Origin of the sequence: Microbacterium sp. SL62 (assembly GCF_026672635.1) — a bacterium.
Taxonomy (GTDB): domain Bacteria; phylum Actinomycetota; class Actinomycetes; order Actinomycetales; family Microbacteriaceae; genus Microbacterium; species Microbacterium testaceum_A.
In genome coordinates, this window is the sequence record NZ_JAPPRM010000001.1 from 2,949,706 (window position 1) to 2,973,311 (window position 23,606).

Below are 23,606 nucleotides of genomic sequence, written 5' to 3' on the forward strand. Positions count from 1 at the left end.
AACCGTGTCTACAGTGAGTCATGACCGCCCGCATCCTCTCGATCGGCACGGCCCTGCCCGACACTCGTGTCGACCAGTCGACCCTGCGTGACCTGTTCGCCGCACAGCCCGGATTCGACCGCAAGGCCCAGCGTCTGGTGGGCGCCGCGTTCGATGCGGCGGCCATCGACACCCGCCACGTGGTGCTCCCGCAGCTCGCGGGCGGTGAGGGCGGAGCGCTCGGGGTCCTCGACGGCGACACCCTGCTCATGCCCCCGACCGGAGCGCGCAACGACGAGTACCGCCGCACCGCTCCGCCCCTGTCCGCGGAAGCCTCACGGGCCGCGATCGCCGGGTCGGGACGGACTCCGGATGCCATCACCCACGTCGTGACCGTCTCGTGCACCGGGATGTTCGCGCCCGGACCCGACTATCACCTGGTCCGCGATCTCGGCCTCTCCCCCACCGTCGAGCGCTACCACCTCGGCTTCATCGGCTGCGCGGCGGCGATCCCGGCCCTGCGCCTCGCGGCGCGCATCGTCGGCGACGACCCCGACGCGGTCGTCCTCGTGTCGTGCACCGAACTGTGCTCGCTGCACTGGCAGACCTCGTCCCACCCCGACCAGATCGTCGCCGCCTCGGTGTTCGCCGACGGGGCGGGGGCCGCCGTCGTGGCATCCGGAGACCCCTCCCGGGCGGGCTTCGACCTCGACGGTTTCGCGACGCACGTGACCGACGAGGGTGAGAAGGACATGGCGTGGACCGTCGGCGACTCGGGGTTCGAGATGACGCTGACCCCCGAGGTTCCGCGCATCATCGGCCGCGAGATCTCGGCGATCGCCGCCGACGTGATCGGCGACCTCGACGAGGTCGACGCGTGGGCGGTGCATCCCGGCGGGCGCAGCATCCTCGACCGGGTGGAGAACGCCCTGTCGCTGGATGCCACGGCCCTGGCCCCTTCGCGGGAGGTGCTGCGTCAGCACGGCAACATGTCGAGCGCGACGCTGCTGTTCATCCTGCGCGACCTGCTCGCGGACTCCGCGCGCGGCGACGGAGACCGCGTCGCGGCTCTCGCGTTCGGCCCGGGGCTCACGGTGGAGGCGGCACGTCTGACGCTGCGCCGCCCGGCGGCGTGACGGGGTTGTCTCAGCGCGACGTCGCGCTGACCGAGCTGATGGACGACCCCGACTGCGATCCCCGGGCGCTGGCGGCGACCTACCGCCGATTCGACCTCGTGAACCGCCTGGTCTCGGCCTGGGGGCACGTCTACCGCACGCGGGTGCGGCCCGAGCTGCGCGCGCTCGGTCGCCCCGCGCGCGTGCTCGACCTCGGGTGCGGTGCAGGGGACGTGCTCGTGCGGCTGGCGGGTTTGGCCGCGCGCGATGGCTTCTCGGTCGAGTGCGTCGGAGCCGACCCCGACCCGCGCGCGATCTCAGCCGCTCGCGACCGCGGCCGCCCCGGGGTGCGCTTCGTCGCGCAGGACTCGACGGCCCTGCTCGCCGCCGGGGAGCGTTTCGATCTCGTCATCTCGAACCACGTGCTGCACCACCTCGACGCGGCGGCGCTGGCGAGTTTCACCGGCGACTCGCTCGCCCTGTCGACCGGCACCGTCCTGCACGCCGACATCGCCCGCGGGCGTCTGGCGTACGCCCTGTACGCCGTCGGCATCGCGCCGCTGTCGGCGGGCACGTTCCTGCGCGTCGACGGCCTCCGTTCGATCCGCCGCAGCTATCGCGCGCCCGAACTCGCCGCGGCTCTCGGCTCGCCCTGGCGCGTGGAGACCCCGGCGCCGTTCCGGGTGCTCGCGGTCGCCCGCGGGGAGGCCGGGAATGACTGAGGTCCTCGTCGTCGGCGGCGGCCCCGTGGGACTGGCGTTGGCCGCCGACCTGCGTGCGCGCGGCGTCGACGTCGCCCTCGTCGAGCGCCGCACCGAGGTCGGCGCGGGAACGCGGGCGATCGGCATCCACTCCCCCGCCCTCGCCCTGCTCGAGGCCTCGGGCGCCACGGCCGGGATCCTCGACCGCGCGGAGCGGATCGCCCGCGGAGAGGCGCGGGCCGGCGGACGCTTGCTCGCCGCGATCCGCTTCGACCGCCTGCGGGCGCGGCATCCGTACGTCGCGGCGCTGCCGCAGTCCGACACGATCGAGGTGCTGACGGCCCTGGCCCCGCCGGTGCGGCGCGGCGTGACCGTGGAGTCCCTGCGACAGGACGACGACGGCGTGCGGGTTGGGGTCGCGGGCGGCGGCGAGCTGCGCGCGAAGGTCGTGGTCGTGGCCTCCGGATGGGCGGGACGCTCGCTGGTGTACCGCGACGGGGCCGTGCGCACCCACCACTACCCCGACCGCTACGTCATGGCCGACGTCACCGCGCCGGGCGGACCGATCGCGCGCGTGCACCTCGAGCGCGACGGCGTGGTCGAATCGTTCCCCCTCCCCGGCGGGCGCCGACGGCTCGTCGCCTGGGCGGGTCGGGAAGAGGTTCCGGATGCCGCCGGCTTCCTCCACGACGCCGTGGCTCGACGCACGGGGCTCGAGGTCGACACCGCGGGCGCCTCGACCTTCGGCGTCCGGCGGGCGGTGGCTCCCGCACTGCGTCGGGGCCGGGTGATCGTCGTCGGCGACGCCGCGCACGAGGTGAGCCCGATCGGCGGACAGGGCATGAACCTCGGACTGCTCGACGCGCTCACCCTCGCGCCGCTGCTTGCCCCGTGGGTCCGCGCGGGCGACGAGGCGGGCCTGGACCGTTGGGAGCGCGACCGGCTCGCGTCCGCCCGCCACGCCGCGCGCCTGGCCTTCCTCAACACCCTGCTCGGTCGGGCCGCCGCCCCCGTCGCGCACGCGGTGCGTGCCGCGGCGCTGCGCGCGGGCCTGCGTGGACCGGGCGGGGCGCTGTTCACCCGGGCGTACGCGATGCGGTTCGACCGGGCGGCACCCGGGACCTGAGCCGCCGGGCGGGGAAGACATGGCCGGGGGAAGACGTGAACAGCGGCGGATGCCGTGCGCGGCACGCCGCCGAAGACGCCGTTGCCGCGGCGTGCCGGGGTCGGCGCCCGCCGTTGGGCGCGGCCGACGATCAACCGGCCTCATCCGCGACGTCGATCGGCCGAGTCTCAGGCGGCCACGAGCTGGGCGGCCAGCACCAGGGCGGCGAGCATCGTGAGTTGGAAAACCGCGCGCCCGGGAGGGCGCACGAACACCAGCACCGCGGCGCCGACGGCGAGCGCGAGCACGGCGACGAAGAAGGCGACGCCGAGGGCCGTGGCATCCGTCCCGAAGAAGACGGCGAGCGCCCCGGCGGCGATCCCCACCGCCGCGAGCACCACGGAACGGCGCGCGCCCAGTCGATGCGGCAGGCCCCGCACCCCCGTGCGGCGGTCGTCGTCGAGATCGCGGACGACGTTGGTCAGGTGGACGGCGGCACCGAGGGCCGCCCCCGCCAGCGACGCCCACCACGCCGCGAGCATCGGCGGCGAAAGGGACAGGGTCGCGAACGAGGGGAAGAGTCCGAAGCTCAGCACGAAGGGCGCAATCGAGACGGGCGTCGACTTGAGCCCCGCGTTATAGGCCCAGGCCGAGGCGAGAGCGACGGCGTGAGCAGCGACGAGGCCTGGTCCGAGCGGCAGCGACAGCACGACGGCGAGGATCGCGGATGCCACGGCCACCGCGAGCGCGCGCTCCGGGGTGACCGCTCCCCCGGCGATGGGCTTGTCGGTGCGTCCGACCGCGGCGTCGCGGGCACCGTCGATCGCGTCGTTCGAGAGACCGACCGAGACCTGACCGGCGAAGACCGCGGCGACCAGCACCGCGAGGCGCCACGGCTCGACGCCCGCCGCGATGCCGAGGGCGAGCGACAGGACGGTCACGACGAGCGTGGGCCCGGGGTGGGTCGCGCCCCACAGGGCCCGCAGGGGCGACCTCGGGGTCACGCTATCCGTCACGCGTCCGACGCTACCGCGCGGCGGCGGTTCGCCGGCCTCCGTCGTGCATAGCGGCGGAGATCTTTCACGACGCGCCGCGGACCGGCATCCGGGGACGGCGTGTCGACCGCGCGGCCCGCCGTCGTGCACGCGCCGGTGGCTGCCGCCGTCCGTCAACCCCCGCGGCATCCGACCCGTCGCCGCCTACCGTCGCGAGAGCCGGGGCAGCAGCGTTCCGCACAAGCCTCGAGGAGCCCCGATGCCCCAGGTCGTCGTCATCACCGGAGGATCCCGAGGGATCGGCCGCGCCACCGCCCTGCGCTTCGCCCGAGCGGGGGCGCGTCTCGTGCTGGTGGCCCGAGACGATGAGGCGCTCGCGTCGGCCGCGGCGGAGTGCCGAGCCCGCGGCGCCGAGGTGCAGACGGCGTCGATCGACCTCGCCCGCGCCGACGGCCCCCGGCGCGCTGTGGACCTCGCTCTGATGCGGTTCGGGCGGATCGACGTGTGGGTCGCCTCCGCCTCCGTCTTCTCGTACGGCTCGGTCGAGGACACCCCCGACGAGGTGCGCGACCGCGTCATCGAGACGAACCTCACCGGGCACATGCGCGCGGCCCGCGCCGTCATCCCCCATTTCCGCGCGGCGGGCCGGGGCACGATCGTCTTCGTCGGCTCCCTGTACTCGCAGGTGGCGGGCCCGTACGTCTCGTCCTACGTCGCCGCCAAGCACGGACTGCTCGGGTTCACGCGGTCGCTGCGGCAGGAGATGCTCGCGCATCGCGGCATCCGGGTGAAGATCGTGCTCCCGGCGAGCATCGACACGCCCATCTACCAGCGCGCCGCCAACTCGACGGGGCGCACGCCCTTCCCGCTCCCGCCGGTGGTGTCGGCCGACCGCGTCGCCCGGGCCATCGTGCGGGTGGCGCGCGGACCCCGACACGAGGTCGGGGTGGGAGCCGCGCAGTTCGTGACCCGCCCCCTTCAGTTCTTCGCTCCGCGCGTGTACGACCGCTTCATCCGTGCGCTGCAGCATGCCCTGGGGCTGCGCCGTCGCCCCGCCGCAGCGACCACCGGAGCGGTGCTCACCCCGCAGCACGACCCCGGCGCGGTGAGCGGGGGCTGGTCGCGCATCCCGCTTCGCCGCCCGCGCTGACCAGACCGGGAAGGACCCCGGAGGCCATGGGGCATCCGGAGTCCCGTGGACAGCTTCAGGCTGCGGTCTCGAAGCCCTCTCGCTGCGTGTTCTCGTCGGCGACGCGGACGCCCCAGCGGTAGGCGAGCTTGCCGCCGAGCCAGCCCGAGACGCTCAGGCCCGCCGCGGCGATCGCGCTGAGCAGGAACGCCACCACCGGCACGCGCCCGAGGTCGAGCAGTCGCACGACCAGCCCGATCGAGAACAGGACCATCGCCGTGACGTTCAGCACGAGATGCGCGAGCGCGGTGCGGTGAGCGGGGGTGCCCTTCGGGATGCGCGACATGTCGAGCAGCCCGAGCACCGAGGCGCCCACGGCTCCCCCGAGCCCGATGGCGATGAGCCAGCGCGAGCCCTGCGCGAATCCACGCGGATCGTCGGCGGCCAGGCCGAGCAGATCGAACACCAGGCTCGACGACCAGGCCCCGATAGGGATGGTCACCGCCACCGGGTGGAACGGGTGCCCGTACGGCCCCGCCACGATCGCCCGGGGCACCTTGGCCGCTCGCATCGCGGGGAAGCTCGCCCCGCTCCGCGGCGCCGAGACCGTCGAGGGCCCCGGCGTCGCGGCATCCGTCCCGCTCATTCCTTGTGCAGCGCGTCCTGCGCGCGCCCGGCGAGCTTCTCGACCGTGTTCGGCAGCTCGGTCGTCCCGTAGAACCGCACGTCGGGCTTGGTGGGCGGGGGCATGGGCACGCCCGCGGGGGGCTCGGGCAGGTAGGTGAACTCGCCCTTGCCGTCGGGGGTCGGGCCCGAGGCCCACGTGCCGTCGCCGGCCTGGGCACCGTCGCTGAAGTTGATGTACTGGTACGCCACGTCGCGGTCCTCCTTGTCGAGAGGGAAGTTGCTGGGCACGGGGAGCTTCTCGTAGCCCTCGGCCTGCAACTCGGCGGCGGCCGCTGCCCACTGGTTCTGGTGCATCGTGTCGCGCGCCAGCAGGAACGCGAGCAGATCCTTCACGCCGTGGTCGTCGGTCTGGTGATAGAGCCGCGCGACCTGCACACGGCCCTGCATCTCGGCGTTCGCGTTCGCGGTGAAGTCGGCGAGCAGATTGCCGCTCGCGGTGATGAAGCTCCCCTGCCACGGGTTGCCGTTGGAATCGACGGGGCGCGCGCCGGCGCCCGCGACGATCCCGTGCTGGATGTCGGTGCCGCCGATCACGGCCGCCACGGTCGGGTCGTCTTGCACGGCCTCCTCGGTGATGCCGAGCGGCGACTTCTCAAGCAGCTGGGCGATCATGATCGCGAGCATCTCGACGTGGCCCATCTCCTCCGCGCCGATGCCGAACACCAGGTCGCGGTACTTGCCGGGCATGTGCATGTTCCAGGCCTGGAACTGGTACTGCATCGCGACGGAGATCTCGCCGTACTGCCCGCCGAGCACCTCCTGGAGTTTGCGGGCGTAGACCGCGTCGGGCTTGTCGGGGGTGGCGGAGTGCTGCAGTTCTTGCCGGTGGAAGTACATGTCTCTCCTCACGGCGCCGGGGGGATGGCCGGGTGACCGGTGGCGCGTGAGTGCTACGAAACGTCTGTTTCCGCCCTTCACGCGCGGGGGTTGTGGGGCGCCGCGGCGTGGGCCACAATGGCGCGCCCGAGTCTTGGCACTCTCATGGGGTGAGTGCTAATCTGAATGCAGTTGAGCCGTATCGACTCAACTTCACAGAACATCCGGGATGCCGAGTCCCGACCGATCGAAAAGGAGAACGACCATGGCCACCTACGACCCCTTCCGCGACCTCGACCGCCTCGCGTCGACGCTCCTCGACGCCCGCCGCGGCGGTGGTCCGCGACGGATGCCGATGGATCTCTACCGCGACGGCGACCACTACGTGCTGGCCGCAGACCTGCCCGGTGTCGACCCCGGCTCGGTCGACATCGACGTCGACGGCCAGCTGCTCACCATTCGCGCCGAGCGCACCCTCGGCTCGGGTGAGGGCGTCAAGTGGATCACGCGTGAGCGCGAGACGGCGTCGTTCGTCCGCCAGCTCAACCTCGGCCAGGGCATCGACACCGACGGCATCAGCGCGTCGTACCGCAACGGCGTGCTGAGCGTGACGATCCCCGTCAGCGAGAAGGCGAAGCCCCGCCGCATCGCCGTCTCGACCGACGAGCGCGACGGCGTCATCGAGGCGCACGAGAGCACGCCTCAGCTGATCGAGCAGTAACGGCGCGACCTCGAGGGGCGGTCCTGCGGGGCCGCCCCATTCGCGCGCCTGGGCGCGATGACGACGTCGCTTGTCAAGGGTCTGGCCTTTGCGCCCGCGCGATCGGAGAGTGCCGCAGTGCCCCGCCCGTCCGTCGCCGCGTGCGCGAGGGACACAGCGAAGCCCCGGGCGTCGCGAACGGGCCCGGGGCATTCGAAGGTGGGTCAGAGGTCTTCGGGAGCGAGATCGCCCTGGCCTTCTTCGCCGAGTTCGACCACGCCCGGGTCCATGCCCTGGGAGTCGGTGCCGGTGGACTCGGGGTGGATGTCCTCGAGCGGGATGTCGCTGTCATCGGCGGGGATCTCCGCCGGGTCGGCGCCCGTCGCGGTCGCCGGGTTGATGTCGTCGGAGTCGGCGCCCTTGTCGAGGGCCGTCGTGGCGTCCCACTCCGCCTGCGCGGGGTCGAGCGTCGGGTCGGGCTCGATGGAGGTGTCGCCGTCGCGCAGGGGCTGCACGCCCGCGATACCCACGTCGGCGGCCGGGGTCGTCGCGTCGGGGGTCGGGTCGATCGAAGCGTCGCTCATGGGGGGTCCTTTCGTGGGACGCACGTCACCGCCGGGATCAGCGGTCCCCTCATCAAACGGGGCGCACCGCCCGCGACCCCGCCCCTTGACACGCACGTCCCCGCCTTCGTACGGGGAAGAGACGGGATGCCGCCCCTCGCCGCGGCGGAAGGAACAACATGGCTGACAGGCTGACGGTCCGCTCGCACGGGATCGACGACGTGGAGCGCGTCTGGCAGCGCTTCGTGCCGAGCGCACGACTGGAGCGCGTGGACCCGCAGCGGGTGTCGTTCTCGTGGAACTCCGTCGAACTCCCCGGGTTCTCGGTCGTGGCCTACGAGCTGGCTGCCTCTGTCCACTCTTCCGTCCGGATGGACGAGCAGATCATGGCGTGCCGGATGATCGGCGACGACATCCGCGTCGAGGCCGAGGGGCGCTCGCTCGATCCGCGCCGCCCGTGGCTGGCGGCCGACGGAGGCGCGGAAGCGCACTGGAGCGGAGCCGCCCGCGTGCGCGCTCTGGTGTTCGATCGCAGCGACGCCGAGCGCCTCGCTCGCATCGTCTCGGGCGACGACCGCCTCGTGTTGCGGCGCCTCAACCCGGCCGCACGCGACCGCGCCGCCGCGACGCAGTGGGAGCGCAGCTTCGCTCACGTCTCCGCCTCGCTCGAGGCCGCGCACGACGACCCGATCCTCTCGGCCGAGTTGCAGCGTCACGCGCTCTTGACGACCCTGTCGACGTTCCACACCCCCTACGTCGACGCCCTGCAACGCTCGCACCAGCGCAGGGCCGCCCCGCGCACCGTGCGCCGCGCGATAGCCCACATCGAGGCGCACGCGAAGGAACCCCTCACGCTCGAGGACATCGCCGTGGCATCCGGGATCTCCTCCCGCGGACTCCAGCACGCGTTCCGCCGCGCGCTCGACACGACGCCGATGGAGTATCTGCGCCTGGTCCGCGTCGTCGGCGCGCACGAGGAGTTGCGCGCGGGCGTCCCGGTATCGGTCGCCGAGGTGGCCCGGCGGTGGGGCTTCTCGAGCGCCTCGCGCTTCGCGCGCTATCACCGCGAGCACTACGGGCAGAACCCCGCGCAGGTCGCGCGCATGTTCTGACGCCGTAACGCCTTCGGTCTCGTCGTTGCGCGCGGCGTGCCGGGCCGTGCCCGATCGCACACAGCGAATGCACAGTGAAAAGCGGAGCGGGCACGGTGCCCGCGAGAGGACCACGTTGGGCACGTTCATCTACGAGAGCGGCGTTCGCAACGAATTCGAAGACCGTCTCCTCGCACACCTGCAGGTCGTCGTCGGCAACAAGCTGCGACGGGGCGAACCGTTCTACTTCGTGTGGAAGGACGACATCAGCACGGGAGGCGGCCGCACCTCGGTGTGGGTCCACCCGCGCTCGAACCTGGTCTTCACGTTCAACGGAGGACGCCCGCCGACCCTGAACCGCGCGTGGCTCGAGGCCCTCATGTCGACGGCGAACTCGCCCACCGGGCTCTACGTCGTGCCCGAGCCCGCCGAAGACGCCGCCCCACCGGAGTCCTTCGCCTGACACGTCGGCCGCGGACCGCGGGTGTCAAGGCGCTGGCCGTAAGCCGCTCGAGGCCCCACCGTGAGGGAGACGAGAGGATCCCCCATGACCGACTCCCCGCGCATCGTCGTGATCGGCGGCGGAAACGCCGGCCTGTCCGTCGCCGGGCGCCTGCACCGCGCGCGCCTCGGCGAGATCACCGTGATCGAGCCGCGCACGACCCACGTCTTCGCCCCTCTCCAATCGCACATCGCCGGAGGCGCCGCGCGCGCGTCCGAAGCCGCGCGGCCGCAGGCCGACGTCATCCCTCCGGGGGTGCGGTGGCTGCGCGATGAGGCCTTCACGGTGGATGCCGACGCCCGGCGCGTGCACCTCGTCTCGGGCGGACGGATCGACTACGACCAGCTCGTCGTCTGTGCGGGAATGCGCATGGCCTGGGAACAGATCCCCGGTCTCCCCGAGGCCATGGCCGCCCCCACCGGAATCTCGAACTACGACTACCGGCTCGCCGCGAAGGCCTCCCCCGTGCTGCGCGACCTGCGCTCCGGGACGGTCGTCTTCACGCAGCCACCCGAACCCGCCTCCTGCGGAGCGGCCGCGCAGAAGCCCATGTACCTCGCGTGCGACTGGTGGCGGGCAATCGGGGTGCGCGACGACATCCGCGTCGTGTTCGTCTGCCCCGACCCCGTCCCCTTCGGGGTCCCGGCGATCGACGACGAGCTTCGCCGCAAGCTCGACGAGTACGGCATCGAGGTGCGGTACAGCCAGGATCTTCGACGGGTGGATGCCGACTCCCGCACGCTCGTCATCGGCCGGGGCGACACCGAGGAGACGATGGCGTACGACGTCCTGCACGCGGTCCCCCCGCAGCGGGCGCCGGAGTGGATCGCGGGCAGCGGGCTGGCGGCATCCGACGATCCGCATGGCTTCGTCGATGTGGATCCCGAGACCTTCCAGCACGTGCGCCACCCGCAGATCTGGGCTGTGGGCGACGCAGCGACCGTCGCGACCCGACGCTCGGGAGGGGCGATCAGACAGCAGGCGAAGGCGCTCGTGAAGAACATGAAAGCCGCGATGGCGGGGCGTACGCCCTCCGCGAAATACAACGGTTACAGCGTCGTCCCCTTCACCGTCTCGCGCGGCACCGTCGTGTTCGCAGAATTCGACCGGAGGGGCCGACTGCAGCCGACGGTGCCGTTCTGGCGCTCGCTCTACCGCGAGCGGCGACTGTCGTGGCTCGCGGATCGACGCATCCTGCCGTGGGTGTACTGGCACCTGATCCTGCGCGGCCGCGCCTGACGCCGCGGCGGGAGCAGCCGGCACGCACGCGTATAGGCCACGAGGGCCGATCCCTCAACCCCCGGGCCTCGAGACCGGCGACGAACGAAGACTGGGGGCAGCCCCGGAAACCACACGAAAAGAGGACACCATGGCACAGGTCATCGAAACCATCGACGTCAACGTTCCCGTCCGCGTCGCGTACAACCAGTGGACGCAGTTCGAGGAGTTCCCGCACTTCATGAGCTTCGTGGAGTCGATCACGCAGAAGAACGAGACCCTCACGCACTGGAAGGTCAAGATCGCCGGTGCCGAGCGCGAGTTCGACGCCGAGATCACCGAGCAGCACCCCGACGAGCGCGTCGCGTGGAACAGCGTGGGCGGCGACGAGAACCACGCCGGCGTCGTCACCTTCCACCGCCTGTCCGACGACGAGACGCGCGTCACGGTCCAGATCGACTGGGCGCCCTCCGGCGTTCTCGAGAAGCTCGGTGCCGCCTTCGGTGCCGACGACCACTCCGTGAAGAAGGACCTCGAGAACTTCAAGAAGTACATCGAGTCGCGCGGTGCCGAGTCCGGCGCCTGGCGTGGCGACGTCAGCTGACGTCGACCGATGAGAGAAGCCGGGCCCGTCCGTGAGGACAGGCCCGGCTTTCGTCATGAGCGGGTCACCACTGGGGGTGGATCTCCGCCCGCAGTCGTCGGTCGTACACGTCGCGCACGAGCGCGTCGAAGGCCTCGACGTCGAACCCGCCGTCGAGCAGATCCGCCGCGCGAGCGTTCGCGGCCGCCTGGTCGGTGGAGCGGGCACCCGGGATCACCGAGGTGATCCCCTCGCGCGACGCGATCCACGCCAGCGTGGCGGCCGGAAGCGTCACCCCCTCGGGCAGCGACGCCTTGAGCCCGTCGGCCGCGGCCACTCCCTCGTCGAAGGGGACGCCCGAGAACGTCTCGCCCTTGTCGAAGGCCTCGCCGTTGCGGTTGTACGTGCGGTGGTCGTTCTCATCGAACGTCGTGGAGCGCGTGTATTTGCCCGACAGCAGGCCGCTGGCGAGCGGGACGCGGGCGAAGACCGCGACGTTCTTCTCGGCCGCGAGCGGGAGAACCTCGTCGAGGGGCTTGAGTCGGAACGGGTTGAAGATGATCTGCAGGTTCGTCAGGTTCGGGCGTCGAAGCGCCGACAGGGCCTGGTCCATCGTCTCGACCGAGGCGCCGTAGGCGGCGATCACGCCCTCCGACACCAGCTGGTCGAGGGCGTCCCACGTCGCGTCGTCGTCGATGACCGCCGACGGCGGACAGTGCAGCTGCACCAGGTCGAGCGTCTCGGTGTCGAGCAGGCGCCGCGAGCGATCGAGCCAGACGCGGAAGTTCTCCATGACGTAGTTCTCGGGCACCTGGTCTTCGCGGCGCCCCATCTTGGTCGCGACGGTGATGTCATCGGCATCCCGTCCCTTCAGGAACGTCCCGATGATCTGCTCCGACCGACCGTCGCCGTAGACGTCGGCGGTGTCGAAGAGAGTGACGCCGGCGTCGGCCGAGGCGGCCAGGACGGCGCGTGCGTCGTCTTCGGACACGTCGCCCCAATCGGCGCCGAGCTGCCAGGTTCCGAGACCGATCGCCGAGACCTGACGGCCGGTGCGGGAGAGAGGGCGCTGCTGCATTGCGGTTTCCTTTCGAAGCGTGGTTCGAGCCTAGCCAGCCCCTCCGACGCCCGGGCCGGCATGCGTCCACCGAGTCACCGCCATCCGCGCGAGCGCAACCCCGGCCCCTCGCGACCCGGACGCACCTAGCGTGGCGGCACACCCACGGAAGGAACACCATGGACACTCCCGCCGACCGACTCCCCGGAGCCGACGAAGAGAACCTCGTCCCCGAATCCGACGGCCTCGCCGCCGACGTGCCCGCCGGCGCCGCCGGCGCGGACTCGGGTGCCGTGGACGCCGCCCGCATCGATCCGGACGACGAAGCACGCCTCCAGGGCATCTCCAGCCAGAACGACCTCCCCGGTGTCGGCACGCGCGCCGCTGACGGCCTGACCGAGCGCGGAACCGACGACGCCCGCGGCGAGGGCGGCTCGACGTCGCGCCACACCGAGGACACCGGTCGCTCCGACCGCGAGCCTGACGACGGCACGAGCCGCACCCCCGCCTCCCCGGCCCCGGCCGCCGACGGCGGTGAGCCGCACGTCGACGACGACGACCCCATCGCGGCGTTCCAGCCCGGTGTCGGCCGCGACTCCGCCGCCTCCAGCAAGATCGCGCAGAACCTGCCCGATCCCGACGACGCCTGACCGGGAGCGTCGCCGCCCTCGGTCCCGTGTCGGGGCGGAGGGCGGCCGCGCGGTCAGTGGGCGAGACGCAGAGCGTCCTCGGCGAGGTGGAAGAAGTCGCTCATCGCGCCGGCGACGGCCTGCGGGTCCTCGTCCGCCATCAGCAAAACCACCGTCGCCTCCGTCGCGTCGTCACGCACGAACCAGCTGCCGCTCAACACGCCGCGGCTCGACCCGCCCTTGAAGGCGACGTACGGCCACGACCCCACGTCGAGGCCCTGCCCGGGGTTCTCGCTCAGGATGCCGAGCACCTCGGCATCCTGCGTCTGCTGCAGCGAGCGATGCACGGCGGCGACGTCCCTCGCACCGGCGAACCAGTCGAACCCGTCCTGCCACTGCGCCGTCGTGACCGCGGCCCCGTCGACCGCCAGGGGCGCCGCGGCGATCCGGTCGAGCAGGGCGCGTCGTCCGGCCTCGTCGGCCCCCGCCCACTCGGCGCGCACCGCGGGGTCGCCCCAGCCGAGCGTGAACAGCTCCTTCGTCGAGAGGAACGGCGACAGCGACGCCGGGTCGCTGTGCCCCGATCGCACGACCGCCGCCTCCACCCGCTCGCGACCGAGGCGCGTGATGAGCAAGTCGGTGGCGGTGTTGTCGCTGATGCGGATCATCGCCGAGGCCGCGTCGCGCACCGACACCTCCGTCCCGGTGGGGGCGTCCTGCAGCTCACCGGACGGCAGGCTGCGGTCGACGTCGCGGAGCACGAGGGTCTCGTCCCACGTCAGGTCGCCCGAAGCGACGGCATCCGACACCGCGAGAAGGACGTAGAGCTTGAAGACCGAGGCCAGCGGCGCCGACCGATCGGGGTCGAGGGCGAGGGCTTCTTCGTCTCCGCGGAGCACGAGGGCGCTGACCTGACCCGGGAGCGCGGCCAGACGCTGCTCCACCTCGCCGAGAGAGGTCGACGGCGTCCACGGCTTCGCCACCGGGCCGAAGACCATCCCCGTGATGCGGTTCGCCCCGTCGATCGTGAGCGACAGGTCGAAGGGGTCGCCCAGCGCGCCGGCGAGCGTGGCCACGGCCTGCGTCTCGGTGCCCTGGTACGCCGTGACGGTGAAGGGGGCGGCGGGGCGCAGTTGCCGGTTGACGAGCTCGGCGACCTGTTCTGCCGGAACCTGAGCGAGGAAATTCTCGTGCAGCACGCGCGACCACTCCCCCGCCGTGGTGTCGGCCTCGCGCTCCAGGATGTCGATGATCCACGTCACCCGCTCCCCGACCGGGGTGTGGGGGATGTCGACGGATGCCGCGGGGCTCGAGCGCGTCTCCGGCGCGGCGCTCGCGCAGGCGGTGAGCGCCGCGACGGCGACGAATGAGAGGGCGGCGGCGAGGCGACGGGCGAGTGTCACGGTGAATCCTTCCGGGGGGGGATTCCCACGCTACGCACGCCGCCCCCTCGTCACCTCCCTCGCGCGGCGGATCTTCGTCCCCGCCACCCGAGGACCGCGTCGATCACCACGAACACCGCGAGGGTGTAGCCGACCAGCGGCAGAACGAGACCAATCGCGACCGCCGCGACGACGACCGCCCCGGTCCCCCACCAGGGCGCGTGACGCAGCACTCCGCGGGCCGGCGCCGCGGCGGTACCCCCGGTCGGGCGGCGCTTCCACCACATCGCGTAGCCGAGCACGACGAGCGCGGCGATGCCGACCGCGAGCAGGAACAGCACGAGCTGGTTCGCCAGGCCGAACATCGTCCCCATGTGCAGGTCGACCCCCCAGCGCGAGAGCTTCGCCAGGAGCGGGAAGTCGGCGAAGTCGACCCGGTCGGTCACCCGCATGGTCGCGGCGTCGATCGCCACGGCATCCACCTCGGTCGGGAAACTGCGATGGATCTCCTGCACCACCCAGGCCTTCCCCTCGGTCGCGGGCGGGCGGATCTCGAGATCGCCCGAGTTCACGTTCACCCCGCGCGCCACGGCCCAGACCGCGTCGAAGGTCGCCGGGTCGGAGGCCGGCCCGGTCGCCGAGTGTCCTCCGTGGTGCGAGTGCTCGCCCCCGGTCGGAGCCGCCCCGTCGATGGTGGTCGTGAGGGCGGGCGTCCCCTCGCCGACGAGGGTCCGCAGGTCGGAGACGTGGGCGCCCGCGAACGTCGACCACGTGATGCCGGTCGCCGAGAAGAACAGGGCCCCGACGACGACCCAGATCCCGACCGCGGAGTGCCAGCCCGACAGGCGCCGGTACCCCGTGTGCCGGCGATTCGGCCGCAGCAGATCGCGACGCCCGCGACGGCTGCGCACGAAGCGCCCGATCCACAGTCCGAGCCCCGCGAGAGCGACGATCCCGAGCCAGGATGCCGCGAGCTCGCTGTACCAGCGTCCGACATCGCCGAGATGCAGCGAACGGTGCAGATCGCTGATCCAGTGCCGGAGCGGGAGGGCCCCGCTCGTCCCGTACGCGGGGAGGTCGCCGCGGATCGCCGTGGTGGCGGGATCGACGAAGATCGCTCGCGTCGTGCTCTCGGGCAGGGTGTCGTCGGCGAACATCACGCGGGTGGTGGCCCCGGCCTCGGGAGCCGGTCGGACGGCGACGGGGGTCGCCCCGCCCCCGACGTAGCTCTCGGCCGCTCGCACCTGATCGGCCAGCGGAACGGCCGGCGCGGTCGATTCCGCGGTGAGCTCGTGCGGGTACAGGACGTTCTCGAGCGTGGGGGTGATCGCGTACAGCGCGCCGCTCAGGGCTGCGACGAGCAGGAACGGCCCCACGAGCAGCCCCGCGAAGAAGTGCAGGCGTCGGAGGAGGGCGGTGAACCACCCCCGAGAAGCGGCCCTCGGGGAGGGCTCGGGAGGGGATGCCACGGCCGGGCCGGAACCGACGGCGGTCATGCGGCGCTCCGCGGGGGCGCCGGGGTGGAAATCCGCGCCGACGCGGGGGCGGCGACGGGGTGGAGAGGACAGGGGAACATCGGGAATCGCTTTCCGAGCGCGAACGCGCTCGTGGGTCATCGCCCGGCATCGCCCCCTTGAGGCGAGGGTCGGCGTGCGGGCGGAGAAGAGGGGGCGGGCGCGGCAGGGCGCGCCGACGATCGCGCCGCCGTCGAGGCGAGGCCCGACGCGGCGGTCGCCCGCTCCGCCATCTCGGCGACGGGCGGAGCGGGACTCAGGATGCCGCGAGAGGGGGACCGCGCCGCTGCGCGGCCAAGACGACCAGAGCCGAGGTGGGCCGCACCGCGGCGACCACGACGGCCGCCGTGCGGCGCACCGACGGTGCCGTCGGCAGACCTGCCAGGACCCGGACCCGGGCGCGGAGCCAGGCGACGCTCCGCTCCGCGAGCACGCGCAGGGCCACGAGGGTCCGCTCGCCCCGGTGAAGGGCGACCGTCGTGACGAGGGCTGCCACGGCATGGCCCAGCCACATCGCGGCATCCGGGGTCATCGCCGGCAGGGCCGGCCCGCCCGTCAGAACCGGCAGGGCCGAACCGTGGACGTGCGCCGCCGCGGCGAGATCGTAGCTGCCGAGGACGAAGAGCGAGTGGAACAGCACCTGACTGACCGCGACGGCCACCGCGAGGCGCCACGTCGAGAGGCGGCGGCCGGCCAGCGCCGTGCACACCACGAACGACAGGGCGAGCGGGACGACGACGCCGAACACACCGGGGATCTCTCCCCCGCCGCTGACGTGCGAGAGCAGGGCGACGAACGTGGCGACGGATGCCGCAGCACCGCCGCGACGGACGCGTGTCGCCCTGGCCTGTCGTCGCATGGGATTCATCATGTCAGGCGAGCGCTCGCGCGTCGGACGGGTGCTGAGGCGTCACCGCCCGAACACGAGATACGCCCCGCCGGCCAGGACGACGAAGAGACCACCGACGACCGCGAAGTAGGTCGCCGTCGCGTGCCGAGTGGTCTGGGCCACCTGCTCCCGCATCGGGAGCGCCGCAAACGGCCCCGGCCCCGGGAGGCTCCCGGCCGCAGCGCTCAGCGAGACGTCCAGCGCATCGAGGATCCCGAACACCCGCCGCCACACCAACGGGTCGGGCACCGACAGACGCCCGGGGCGGTAAAGGAACAGCCACCCCTCGGCGATCTCGAGATCGAGCGGCAGTCCGTCCTGATCGAGGAGGTCGACGATGTGTTCGGTGACGACCGCCTGCGCCCACTCCGCGTTCTCGGGCGCGACGTGCAGGGCGGCCCGTTCGGGTTGGCCCGAGACGGACCGCGGGGCGAGACCGGGCAACGCGGGAAGGGGCCGGACCGCCCGCGCGCTGCGCGTCTCGACGACGAGACCGGGGGTCGCTCGCGGCAGACGCACGGCCGCGTAGCCCCACTCCGCGCTCATCTGGTTCATCTGCACCGAGTACGTGTACGCGCTGTTGCCGACCTCGAGCCCCGCGGAGCCGGGGAGGCGCACGACGTCTCCCGCGCGCTGGGTGAAGCGCGACCGCCCCGCGGCATCCCGGAACACCACCCCGGGGAGGGGCTGCGCGGTAACGAGCGGGTGGTGCTGCCAGCCGTTCGCGGCCGCGAACGCCGGGATTCCCGGCGCACCGGGGGTCAGGGCGTCGTACGCCACGTTCGTCGGCACGGGGATCCAGCGGGCATCGGCGGTCACGGACCCATCCTGCCCGGCGCATCGGGGCGCCGCGACGCCCCCCTAGGCTGAACCCACCGTGCCCAGGAGGATGCCGTGACCCCACCCCGTGTCGTGATCGCCGGCGCGAGCGGCTTCGTCGGTCACGCTCTCACGGGCGCCTTCCGCGCCGACGGCTACGAGGTCGCCACGGTCGGACGCTCCGGGGACGCGGTCTGGGGCGATGCCCCGGGGATCGCCCGGTTGGTCGACGGCGCCGACGTGCTGATCAACCTCGCCGGAAAGATCGTGTCCTGCCGGTACACCGACGCGAACCGCGACGAGATCCTCCGCTCCCGGGTCGACACCACCCGAGAGCTGCACGACGCCGTCGCCGGGGCGCAGCACCCTCCCCGCGTCTGGATGAACGCGTCGACCGCGACGATCTACCGCCACGAGATGGCGCACGGCAACGACGAGATCAACGGCGTCGTCGGCGACGGCTTCTCGGTCGACGTGGCGACCGCGTGGGAGCGCGCGCTCTTCGCGGGAGATCTCCCCCGCACACGCCGTGTGGCTCTGCGCATGGCCATCGTCTTCGGCGACGGGCCCGCGACGCGGGTGCTGTTGGCCCTGCCGCGGCTCGGATTCGGCGGGACGCAGATCGACAGCTGGTGGTTCCCGCACCGCCGCTACCGCGGCATCGGCGCTCACCCGACGGGCCCCGTCCTGTCGCGGTGGTACCGGACCTCGGGCCGGCAGCGCTTCAGCTGGATCCACATCGACGATGTCGTGGCATCCGTCCGCTTCATCCGCGATCGAGACGACCTCGACGGGCCCGTCAACCTCTCCGCCCCCGGCGTCACCGACAACCGCACCCTCATGCGCGAGCTTCGCCGCGTCGCCCGAGCACCCTTCGGACTCCCCGCCTTCCGGTGGATGCTCGATCCGGCGATGGCCGTCCTGCGGAACGAGCCCGAACTCGTCCTCAAGAGCCGGTGGGCGGTTCCCCGCAAGCTGACGGAGGCGGGATTCGCTTTCGGGTATCCCGAGATCGGCCCGGCTCTCGACGCCGTCGCCGCCGAGCGCCCCGCGCGGGCGCGCGACCTCTTCACCGCCTGACACGCGCACGCGCGATGCCCCCGCCCGATTGCGATCACCGGTCGGGGGCCTCAGGTGCACGGTCGCGCGCTCGGCGGTCAGACCTTCCGTCGAACGAAGCGCAGGACGGCGGCGATGATCCCCACGATCAGGATGATGAGGCCGATCCAGAGCAGGAACTTGACGGCTTCGACGAAGAGGCCGAAGAACAAGAGCACGAGGCCCACGATGACGAGGATGATGGCGAGAGCTGGCATACCTCCACTCTCCGTGTGACAGCGCGAACGCACAGCCGCCTTGACACGGAGAGCGGATGACGGGATGCCGCGTGTCAAGACCGCGGCGGGCTCGGCATGCGAGGTCTAGCGTCGGGGTCACCAACGATCTCAGGAGGCGGCAATGACCGAGCGCGACGTCAACGGACACGACTCAGGACACGGCACCGGTCCCGGTGAGGGCGAGTACACCGACGTGCAGCTGCCGGACGGCACCGCTGATCGCGGAAGCGCCGACCTCCCCGGCGAGTACGTCGACCGTGAAAACGTCGACGGCAGCGAATCACGGCCCCGCACCGACGACGCCGGCGCCTACACCGACGTCGAGCAGCCCGGCGGGCACGAGTCGCGCGAGAACCTCGACGACCCCGGCGAGTACACCGATCGCGATCGCTGAGCCCTCAGCGGCGCAGCGTCGTCTCGGGCTCCGCGCGGTACACCGCCCGGTACGCGGCGACGAACGACGCGGCGTCGGCGAAACCCCATCGCGCGGCCGTCGCCTCGACAGTGGTCGTCGCGGGGTCGGCCTCGACGAGGTCGGCGTGCGCGGCGCTGAGGCGCGCGAGCCCGAGGTAGCCCTCGGGGGTCGCCGAGATCTGGCCGTTGGCGGCGAAGGCGCGTCGCAGTCCCGACACCGACGTCCCCGCCGCCCGCGCGGCGTCGTCGATCGTGACCGGCAGCGAGGCGTGATCGTCGATCCACGCCGCGGCACTCGAGTAGATGGACGCCTGCTCCAGGGCCGATGCGCGTCTCTCACGCGGGTCGCCCACGAGCGCGAACGCCTCCAGCGCGGCCACCGCGAGCGTTCGGCCGAGGTGGGCGCGCACGAGCGGCTCCGACATCACGGGGATCTGCGTGAGGGCCCACTGCTGCGTCGCCAGCCAGTAGTCGCGCAGTCGCCGCGAGACGGGACCGGCCGCGGCGAAGCGGACGCGCAGCGACTCATCGCCGTACACGGTTCGCGCCGTCCGAGTGAGCCACTCGGCGTCGAAGGCCACGACGTCCACGCGGGTGTGGTCGGCTCGGGCGATCAGGTCGTCGCCCGGCTGCAGGATGCCGGGGTCGATGCTGTACTCCCCCTGCTCCCGCCCGATCCGCCACGCGTACCCCGGCGTGGACGAGCAGATGTAGAACCGGTCGGACTCGTGGGCGACGTCGACCCGAGCTCGCCATTCGAGGCGCCGCAGGGCGAAGGACCCGTCGCCGACCGAGTGCTCGGAGTACGCCGCATCGTCGGCCTGCAGATCGACGTGACCGTACTGCGAACGCAGCCAGGCGTCGGTGGCGGCGATGTCGTCGGTGTGGACGCGCTCGTTGAAGAAGTCGTTCATGTGCGGGGCGGCCGAACGCCCGAAAGACGCGGCAGCACTGCCCATGATAGTTAACCCCACCCTCTGAGAAACCCCGAAAGGATCCCGATGGCCGACTCGCCCACCATCCGCCCCATCGACACCGACGACGCCGGCGAGGTGCTGACGATCCAGCGCGCCGCCTTCGCGAGCGAAGCCCTCATCTACGGCGACCCCGACATGCCCCCGCTCACGCAGACCCTCGAGGAGCTGCGCGCCGAGCTGGTGGAGAACCTGGGGTGCGTCGCCGTCACGGACCACCGCATCGTCGGAGCGGTGCGCGCGCGCCGCGACGGCGAGCTGTTGCTCATCGGTCGCCTCGCCATCGCCCCGGATCAGCAGGGCGAGGGCCTCGGGACCCTGCTCCTCGCCGCCGTCGAGGAGCGGGGGTGTGAGGCCGGAGCCACCGAGGCGGAGCTGTTCACCGGCGCGCTGAGCGAGGCCAACCAGCGCCTGTACGAGCGCGAGGGCTACCACCGCTCCGAAGAGACCGCGGACGGCGAGATCTTCTACCGCAAGTCGCTCGCCGACTGACGGTGATGCCGGATGCCGCGAAGGCCGCCGCCCCGATCGGGACGACGGCCTTCGCGCAGGTGAGGCTTACGGCGTGGGCATGCCGCCGTTGACGTTGAGCGTCTCGCCGATGACGTAGCTGGACTCCGCCGAGGCGAGGTACACGTACGCCGGGGCGAGCTCGGCGGGCTGACCCATGCGGCCGAGGGGGGTCTCTTCGCCGAACTCGTCGACCTTCTCGTCGGGCTGGCCGTCGGTGACCTGCAGCGGCGTCCAGATGGGGCCGGGTGCCACCGCGTTCACGCGGATGCCCTTCGGCGCGAGCTGCTGGCCGAGGGCCTTCGTGAAGGTGTTGATCGTCGCCTTCGTCGAGGCGTAGTCCACGAGGATCGGTGCCGGCGAGTAGGCCTGGATCGAGGTCGTGTTGATGATCGTCGAGCCGGGCTGCAGGTGCGGCACGGCCTCTTTGCAGATCCAGAACATCGCGTAGACGTTGGTCTTGAACGTATCGTCGAACTGCTCGTCGGTCAGGGTCGTAACGTCCTCGTTGAAGATCTGCTTTCCGCCGTTGTTGACGACGATGTCGAGGCCGCCGAGGCCCTTGACCGCTTCCTTCACCAAAGTGCGTGCGTAGTCGCGCTCGCGCAGGTCGCCGGGGATCTGCACGACCGTTGCGCCCGCCTCGCGGAGGATCCCGGCGATGCGATCGGCATCCTCCTTCTCCTGCGGCAGGTACGACATGGCGACCGAGGCGCCCTCACGGGCGAAGGCGATCGCGGTGGCCGCGCCGATGCCCGAGTCGGCACCGGTGATGAGGGCCTTGCGCCCCTTCAGCCGCTCCGTGCCGACGTAGGTGTCCTCGCCCAGCTTCGCCTTGGGCGTCAGCTCGGCGTCCAGGCCGGGCTCTTTCTGGTCCTGCGACTGCGGGTCGATGTCGGCGTACAGCTTCGACGGATCGGTGAACGTGTACTGCGTGCTCATGGCGAGTCCTTTCGTGGGGGATGGATGCCGGGACGAGGCGCCCCGGCGAAGGTTCAGCGGTCGCCGAGTTCGGCGTCGTCGACGACCTCGCGGATGACGAGCGCAGCGTTGATGAGGGCGAGGTGGCTGAGCGCCTGAGGCAGATTGCCCCAGAAGGCCCCGTCGTCCTCGGCGATCATCTCGGAGTAGATCCCGACGTCGTTGCCCTGGGCGACGAGAGCGTCCATCGCCTCGATGGCCTCGGCGTGCCGGCCGACGCAGGCCAGGGCGGTCGCCCGCCAGAAGGCGCACGCGACGAAGGTGTGCTCCTCCTGGTCCATACCGGTGTAGCGGTAGACGAGGTGGTTCTCCGTGGTGAGACGCTCGGTGATGGCATCCACCGTCCTCGACATCCGCTCACCGCGGTCGAACCCGGTGGGCGCGTGCAGCAGCACCGAGGCATCGAGATCCTCGCTGCCGGGCGCGAGGGTGTACGCCTGGAGGTCTTCCGACCAGCACCGCTCGTCGACCCAGCGGTGGATGCGGTCGCGCTCGGCACGCCAGCGGTCGCCGTTGTCGGGGATGTGCCCGCCCGCTGCCAGCCACTGCGCGTCGTCGAGCGCCTTCCAGCAGCCCATCTTCGACGAGGTGTAGTGCCGCAACTCCGGGAGCTCCCACATGCCGGAGTCCTCGCGACGCCACAGATCACACGTGCGGTCGGCGACGTCGGCGAGCAGTCGCCCGGTCTGGATGTCGAGGCGGTTGCCGGCCTCGACGTAGGTGCGGCAGAGGGCGATGAGGTCGCCGTAGACGCCGAGCTGCAGCTGGCCCTGCGCGGGGTTGCCGGTGACGACCGGCTGGTTGCCGTTCCACCCCGGCACCTGATGCTTCTCGAGCCCGATCTCCGCGTCGCCGTCGAGGGTGTACATGACCTGCACCTCGGGGCCGTTCTTGCGGATCGTGCGCAGCAGCCACGAGATCGCGGCGTGCGTCTCCTCGCGCAGGCCGAAACCGACCCACGCGTGCGCGGTATAGGCGAGGTCGCGCACCCAGGCGTAGCGGTAGTCCCAATTCTTGCCGCCGCGCGGGTTCTCGGGCAGCGATGTCGTCGCCGCGGCGGCGATCGCGCCGGTGGGGCTGAAGAGCAGGAGCTTCAGGGCGAGGGCGCTGCGCTGCACGTCGTCGGCCCAGGGGCCCTCGTACGAGAACTCGTCGGACCACATCTCCCACCCGCCGATCGTGCGGTCGATGCCGCGGTCGACGTTCTTCGCGTCGGGGATGCGCAGGGGCTCCCCCTCGGTGGCCGCGATCACGAGCAGGTGCCGCGAGCCCTTCGTGGCGGTGAACCCTCCGTCGATGCTCTCGTTCCCGGCATCCGGCTCTCCGTGCACACCGTGCTCGTGGCCCGTCACCGCGAGCGAGACGTGCCGGATGCGCATGATCGAGAAGCCGTCGATGCGCTCGGTCCACGGCGCTGCCGACCGCAGCATGGTGCCCGGCTGCACGCACCAGGCGAATTCGACCTCGCCCTTCACGCCGTCGACGCGGCGCGCGAGCTCGGCCCAGGGCAGTCGGCCGGCGATGCCGGTCACCATGGCGTCCGTCAACGTCGCGACCCCGGAGGCCGTGGTGAAGGTGGTCTCGAGGACGTTCGTGCGCGGGATGTACCGGCGGGTGACCTCGTACTCCTCGACGGGAGCCAGCTGGATGCAGCCCCCCGCGGACTCATCGACGAGACGCGCGAACACGGGACGTGAGTGGATGTTCGGCAACGGAAGCCAGTCGACGCCCCCGTCGAGCCCGATGAGGGCGACAGTGCGTCCGTCGCCGATCGCGGCGTAGTCGCGCAGCGGGCGGGACGGAGCGGGCGGAGTGAGAGGCACGTCTTCACGTTAGGAATGACGTGGCGGGGCTCCCCCGGGGTTGTTGATTGGATGCCGAGCGGCTAGGGGAGCAACGCGCCGCCTCGCCGTCGG

The 23,606-nt window shown here is 72.0% G+C and carries 26 protein-coding genes; 13 read left to right on the plus strand and 13 right to left on the minus strand.

The genetic code is table 11. The features are described from left to right. Positions 1–20: 20 nt before the first annotated feature. The 3 genes from OVA26_RS14120 to OVA26_RS14130 are packed head-to-tail and all read left to right on the plus strand — an operon-like array spanning position 21 to position 2,921. Positions 21–1,115 carry a type III polyketide synthase gene (locus tag OVA26_RS14120; RefSeq protein WP_268104514.1) on the plus strand — a complete coding sequence of 365 codons (1,095 nt, stop codon included), beginning with the start codon at positions 21–23 and terminating at the stop codon, positions 1,113–1,115. A 38-nt stretch (positions 1,116–1,153) separates the two neighbouring features. Beyond that, positions 1,154–1,816 carry a methyltransferase domain-containing protein gene (locus OVA26_RS14125; RefSeq protein ID WP_442786075.1) on the plus strand — a complete coding sequence of 221 codons (663 nt, stop codon included), beginning with the start codon at positions 1,154–1,156 and terminating at the stop codon, positions 1,814–1,816. After that, positions 1,809–2,921 carry an FAD-dependent oxidoreductase gene (locus tag OVA26_RS14130; protein ID WP_268104516.1) on the plus strand — a complete coding sequence of 371 codons (1,113 nt, stop codon included), beginning with the start codon at positions 1,809–1,811 and terminating at the stop codon, positions 2,919–2,921. The genes OVA26_RS14125 and OVA26_RS14130 overlap by 8 nt, the downstream gene beginning before the upstream one ends. 167 nt (positions 2,922–3,088) lie before the next feature. On the opposite strand, the gene OVA26_RS14135 is transcribed toward OVA26_RS14130, so the two are convergent. Beyond that, positions 3,089–3,916 carry a UbiA family prenyltransferase gene (locus tag OVA26_RS14135; RefSeq protein ID WP_268104517.1) on the minus strand — a complete coding sequence of 276 codons (828 nt, stop codon included), beginning with the start codon at positions 3,914–3,916 and terminating at the stop codon, positions 3,089–3,091. 238 nt (positions 3,917–4,154) lie between these two features. On the opposite strand from OVA26_RS14135, the gene OVA26_RS14140 reads away from it, so the two are divergent. Continuing rightward, the gene (locus OVA26_RS14140; RefSeq protein WP_268104518.1) at positions 4,155–5,045 is read left to right on the plus strand and encodes an SDR family NAD(P)-dependent oxidoreductase; all 891 of its coding nucleotides are present in this window, start codon (positions 4,155–4,157) and stop codon (positions 5,043–5,045) included. 55 nt (positions 5,046–5,100) lie between these two features. Here the strand turns inward: OVA26_RS14140 and OVA26_RS14145 are convergent, their stop codons facing one another. Next, positions 5,101–5,595 carry a DUF2231 domain-containing protein gene (locus OVA26_RS14145; RefSeq protein ID WP_056229941.1) on the minus strand — a complete coding sequence of 165 codons (495 nt, stop codon included), beginning with the start codon at positions 5,593–5,595 and terminating at the stop codon, positions 5,101–5,103. Between the two features lie 71 nt (positions 5,596–5,666). After that, positions 5,667–6,548 (minus strand): manganese catalase family protein, encoded by an 882-nt coding sequence (locus tag OVA26_RS14150; RefSeq protein WP_056229673.1) that lies wholly within the window; start codon positions 6,546–6,548, stop codon positions 5,667–5,669. A 244-nt stretch (positions 6,549–6,792) separates the two neighbouring features. On the opposite strand from OVA26_RS14150, the gene OVA26_RS14155 reads away from it, so the two are divergent. Continuing rightward, positions 6,793–7,248, plus strand: a complete 456-nt coding sequence (locus tag OVA26_RS14155; protein ID WP_056229676.1) for an Hsp20/alpha crystallin family protein — start codon at positions 6,793–6,795, stop codon at positions 7,246–7,248. A gap of 203 nt (positions 7,249–7,451) precedes the next feature. Here OVA26_RS14155 and OVA26_RS14160 read toward each other — a convergent pair whose 3' ends face one another. Then, positions 7,452–7,811 (minus strand): sugar ABC transporter ATPase, encoded by a 360-nt coding sequence (locus tag OVA26_RS14160; protein WP_268104521.1) that lies wholly within the window; start codon positions 7,809–7,811, stop codon positions 7,452–7,454. Between the two features lie 158 nt (positions 7,812–7,969). Here OVA26_RS14160 and OVA26_RS14165 point away from each other — a divergent pair, with 158 nt between their 5' ends. The 4 genes from OVA26_RS14165 (at position 7,970) to OVA26_RS14180 (ending at position 11,205) form a co-directional block, all read left to right on the plus strand. Continuing rightward, complete coding sequence (locus tag OVA26_RS14165; protein ID WP_056229684.1) at positions 7,970–8,902, plus strand: helix-turn-helix transcriptional regulator; 933 nt, start codon at positions 7,970–7,972, stop codon at positions 8,900–8,902. Positions 8,903–9,017: 115 nt separating this feature from the next. Continuing rightward, positions 9,018–9,344 (plus strand): DUF7882 family protein, encoded by a 327-nt coding sequence (locus tag OVA26_RS14170; RefSeq protein ID WP_268104522.1) that lies wholly within the window; start codon positions 9,018–9,020, stop codon positions 9,342–9,344. 84 nt (positions 9,345–9,428) lie between these two features. Further along, the gene (locus tag OVA26_RS14175; RefSeq protein ID WP_268104523.1) at positions 9,429–10,622 is read left to right on the plus strand and encodes an NAD(P)/FAD-dependent oxidoreductase; all 1,194 of its coding nucleotides are present in this window, start codon (positions 9,429–9,431) and stop codon (positions 10,620–10,622) included. 130 nt (positions 10,623–10,752) lie between these two features. Then, a complete protein-coding gene (locus tag OVA26_RS14180; RefSeq protein ID WP_268104524.1) occupies positions 10,753–11,205 on the plus strand; it encodes an SRPBCC family protein in 453 nt (150 codons plus the stop codon). A 64-nt stretch (positions 11,206–11,269) separates the two neighbouring features. Here OVA26_RS14180 and OVA26_RS14185 read toward each other — a convergent pair whose 3' ends face one another. After that, positions 11,270–12,262: an aldo/keto reductase gene (locus OVA26_RS14185; RefSeq protein WP_268104525.1), complete on the minus strand. Its 993-nt coding sequence runs from the start codon at positions 12,260–12,262 to the stop codon at positions 11,270–11,272. Between the two features lie 158 nt (positions 12,263–12,420). Between OVA26_RS14185 and OVA26_RS14190 the strand changes: the two genes are divergently transcribed. After that, positions 12,421–12,891, plus strand: coding sequence for a hypothetical protein (locus tag OVA26_RS14190; RefSeq protein ID WP_056229707.1), 471 nt, complete (start codon positions 12,421–12,423; stop codon positions 12,889–12,891). Between the two features lie 53 nt (positions 12,892–12,944). Here the strand turns inward: OVA26_RS14190 and OVA26_RS14195 are convergent, their stop codons facing one another. The 4 genes from OVA26_RS14195 to OVA26_RS14210 all read right to left on the minus strand — a co-directional run bounded on the left by OVA26_RS14195 (position 12,945) and on the right by OVA26_RS14210 (position 17,474). Next, positions 12,945–14,273, minus strand: coding sequence for a Cpe/LpqF family protein (locus OVA26_RS14195; RefSeq protein WP_268104527.1), 1,329 nt, complete (start codon positions 14,271–14,273; stop codon positions 12,945–12,947). A gap of 50 nt (positions 14,274–14,323) precedes the next feature. Continuing rightward, positions 14,324–15,748, minus strand: coding sequence for a PepSY-associated TM helix domain-containing protein (locus OVA26_RS14200; protein ID WP_268104528.1), 1,425 nt, complete (start codon positions 15,746–15,748; stop codon positions 14,324–14,326). A gap of 274 nt (positions 15,749–16,022) precedes the next feature. Next, positions 16,023–16,625 (minus strand): hypothetical protein, encoded by a 603-nt coding sequence (locus OVA26_RS14205; RefSeq protein WP_268104529.1) that lies wholly within the window; start codon positions 16,623–16,625, stop codon positions 16,023–16,025. 51 nt (positions 16,626–16,676) lie between these two features. Then, positions 16,677–17,474: a hypothetical protein gene (locus tag OVA26_RS14210; protein ID WP_268104530.1), complete on the minus strand. Its 798-nt coding sequence runs from the start codon at positions 17,472–17,474 to the stop codon at positions 16,677–16,679. Positions 17,475–17,549: 75 nt separating this feature from the next. On the opposite strand from OVA26_RS14210, the gene OVA26_RS14215 reads away from it, so the two are divergent. Beyond that, positions 17,550–18,554, plus strand: a complete 1,005-nt coding sequence (locus OVA26_RS14215) for an epimerase (protein WP_268104532.1) — start codon at positions 17,550–17,552, stop codon at positions 18,552–18,554. A gap of 77 nt (positions 18,555–18,631) precedes the next feature. Here the strand turns inward: OVA26_RS14215 and OVA26_RS14220 are convergent, their stop codons facing one another. Next, a complete protein-coding gene (locus OVA26_RS14220) occupies positions 18,632–18,790 on the minus strand; it encodes a hypothetical protein (protein ID WP_164481598.1) in 159 nt (52 codons plus the stop codon). A 142-nt stretch (positions 18,791–18,932) separates the two neighbouring features. Here OVA26_RS14220 and OVA26_RS14225 point away from each other — a divergent pair, with 142 nt between their 5' ends. Then, positions 18,933–19,205 carry a hypothetical protein gene (locus OVA26_RS14225; RefSeq protein WP_056229733.1) on the plus strand — a complete coding sequence of 91 codons (273 nt, stop codon included), beginning with the start codon at positions 18,933–18,935 and terminating at the stop codon, positions 19,203–19,205. A 4-nt stretch (positions 19,206–19,209) separates the two neighbouring features. Here OVA26_RS14225 and OVA26_RS14230 read toward each other — a convergent pair whose 3' ends face one another. Continuing rightward, positions 19,210–20,184: a helix-turn-helix domain-containing protein gene (locus OVA26_RS14230; protein ID WP_268104535.1), complete on the minus strand. Its 975-nt coding sequence runs from the start codon at positions 20,182–20,184 to the stop codon at positions 19,210–19,212. A 42-nt stretch (positions 20,185–20,226) separates the two neighbouring features. Here OVA26_RS14230 and OVA26_RS14235 point away from each other — a divergent pair, with 42 nt between their 5' ends. Then, positions 20,227–20,691, plus strand: coding sequence for a GNAT family N-acetyltransferase (locus OVA26_RS14235; RefSeq protein WP_268104536.1), 465 nt, complete (start codon positions 20,227–20,229; stop codon positions 20,689–20,691). Positions 20,692–20,757: 66 nt separating this feature from the next. Here the strand turns inward: OVA26_RS14235 and OVA26_RS14240 are convergent, their stop codons facing one another. After that, entirely contained in the window at positions 20,758–21,651 is an 894-nt protein-coding gene (locus OVA26_RS14240) for an SDR family oxidoreductase (RefSeq protein ID WP_268104537.1), read from the minus strand. Positions 21,652–21,704: 53 nt separating this feature from the next. Continuing rightward, positions 21,705–23,513 (minus strand): glycoside hydrolase family 15 protein, encoded by a 1,809-nt coding sequence (locus OVA26_RS14245; RefSeq protein WP_268104539.1) that lies wholly within the window; start codon positions 23,511–23,513, stop codon positions 21,705–21,707. Between the last annotated feature and the right edge of the window lie 93 nt (positions 23,514–23,606).

Coding starts and splice junctions, on each gene's coding strand:
- OVA26_RS14230 (WP_268104535.1), bottom strand. CDS start 20,184: ATGGGCAGTGCTGCCGCGTCTTTCGGGCGTTCGGCCGCCCCGCACATG.
- OVA26_RS14140 (WP_268104518.1), top strand. CDS start 4,155: ATGCCCCAGGTCGTCGTCATCACCGGAGGATCCCGAGGGATCGGCCGC.
- OVA26_RS14120 (WP_268104514.1), top strand. CDS start 21: ATGACCGCCCGCATCCTCTCGATCGGCACGGCCCTGCCCGACACTCGT.
- OVA26_RS14145 (WP_056229941.1), bottom strand. CDS start 5,595: ATGCGAGCGGCCAAGGTGCCCCGGGCGATCGTGGCGGGGCCGTACGGG.
- OVA26_RS14175 (WP_268104523.1), top strand. CDS start 9,429: ATGACCGACTCCCCGCGCATCGTCGTGATCGGCGGCGGAAACGCCGGC.
- OVA26_RS14160 (WP_268104521.1), bottom strand. CDS start 7,811: ATGAGCGACGCTTCGATCGACCCGACCCCCGACGCGACGACCCCGGCC.
- OVA26_RS14180 (WP_268104524.1), top strand. CDS start 10,753: ATGGCACAGGTCATCGAAACCATCGACGTCAACGTTCCCGTCCGCGTC.
- OVA26_RS14155 (WP_056229676.1), top strand. CDS start 6,793: ATGGCCACCTACGACCCCTTCCGCGACCTCGACCGCCTCGCGTCGACG.
- OVA26_RS14220 (WP_164481598.1), bottom strand. CDS start 18,790: ATGCCAGCTCTCGCCATCATCCTCGTCATCGTGGGCCTCGTGCTCTTG.
- OVA26_RS14125 (WP_442786075.1), top strand. CDS start 1,154: ATGGACGACCCCGACTGCGATCCCCGGGCGCTGGCGGCGACCTACCGC.
- OVA26_RS14235 (WP_268104536.1), top strand. CDS start 20,227: ATGGCCGACTCGCCCACCATCCGCCCCATCGACACCGACGACGCCGGC.
- OVA26_RS14150 (WP_056229673.1), bottom strand. CDS start 6,548: ATGTACTTCCACCGGCAAGAACTGCAGCACTCCGCCACCCCCGACAAG.
- OVA26_RS14190 (WP_056229707.1), top strand. CDS start 12,421: ATGGACACTCCCGCCGACCGACTCCCCGGAGCCGACGAAGAGAACCTC.
- OVA26_RS14200 (WP_268104528.1), bottom strand. CDS start 15,748: ATGACCGCCGTCGGTTCCGGCCCGGCCGTGGCATCCCCTCCCGAGCCC.
- OVA26_RS14225 (WP_056229733.1), top strand. CDS start 18,933: ATGACCGAGCGCGACGTCAACGGACACGACTCAGGACACGGCACCGGT.
- OVA26_RS14165 (WP_056229684.1), top strand. CDS start 7,970: ATGGCTGACAGGCTGACGGTCCGCTCGCACGGGATCGACGACGTGGAG.
- OVA26_RS14130 (WP_268104516.1), top strand. CDS start 1,809: ATGACTGAGGTCCTCGTCGTCGGCGGCGGCCCCGTGGGACTGGCGTTG.
- OVA26_RS14205 (WP_268104529.1), bottom strand. CDS start 16,625: ATGCGACGACAGGCCAGGGCGACACGCGTCCGTCGCGGCGGTGCTGCG.
- OVA26_RS14185 (WP_268104525.1), bottom strand. CDS start 12,262: ATGCAGCAGCGCCCTCTCTCCCGCACCGGCCGTCAGGTCTCGGCGATC.
- OVA26_RS14240 (WP_268104537.1), bottom strand. CDS start 21,651: ATGAGCACGCAGTACACGTTCACCGATCCGTCGAAGCTGTACGCCGAC.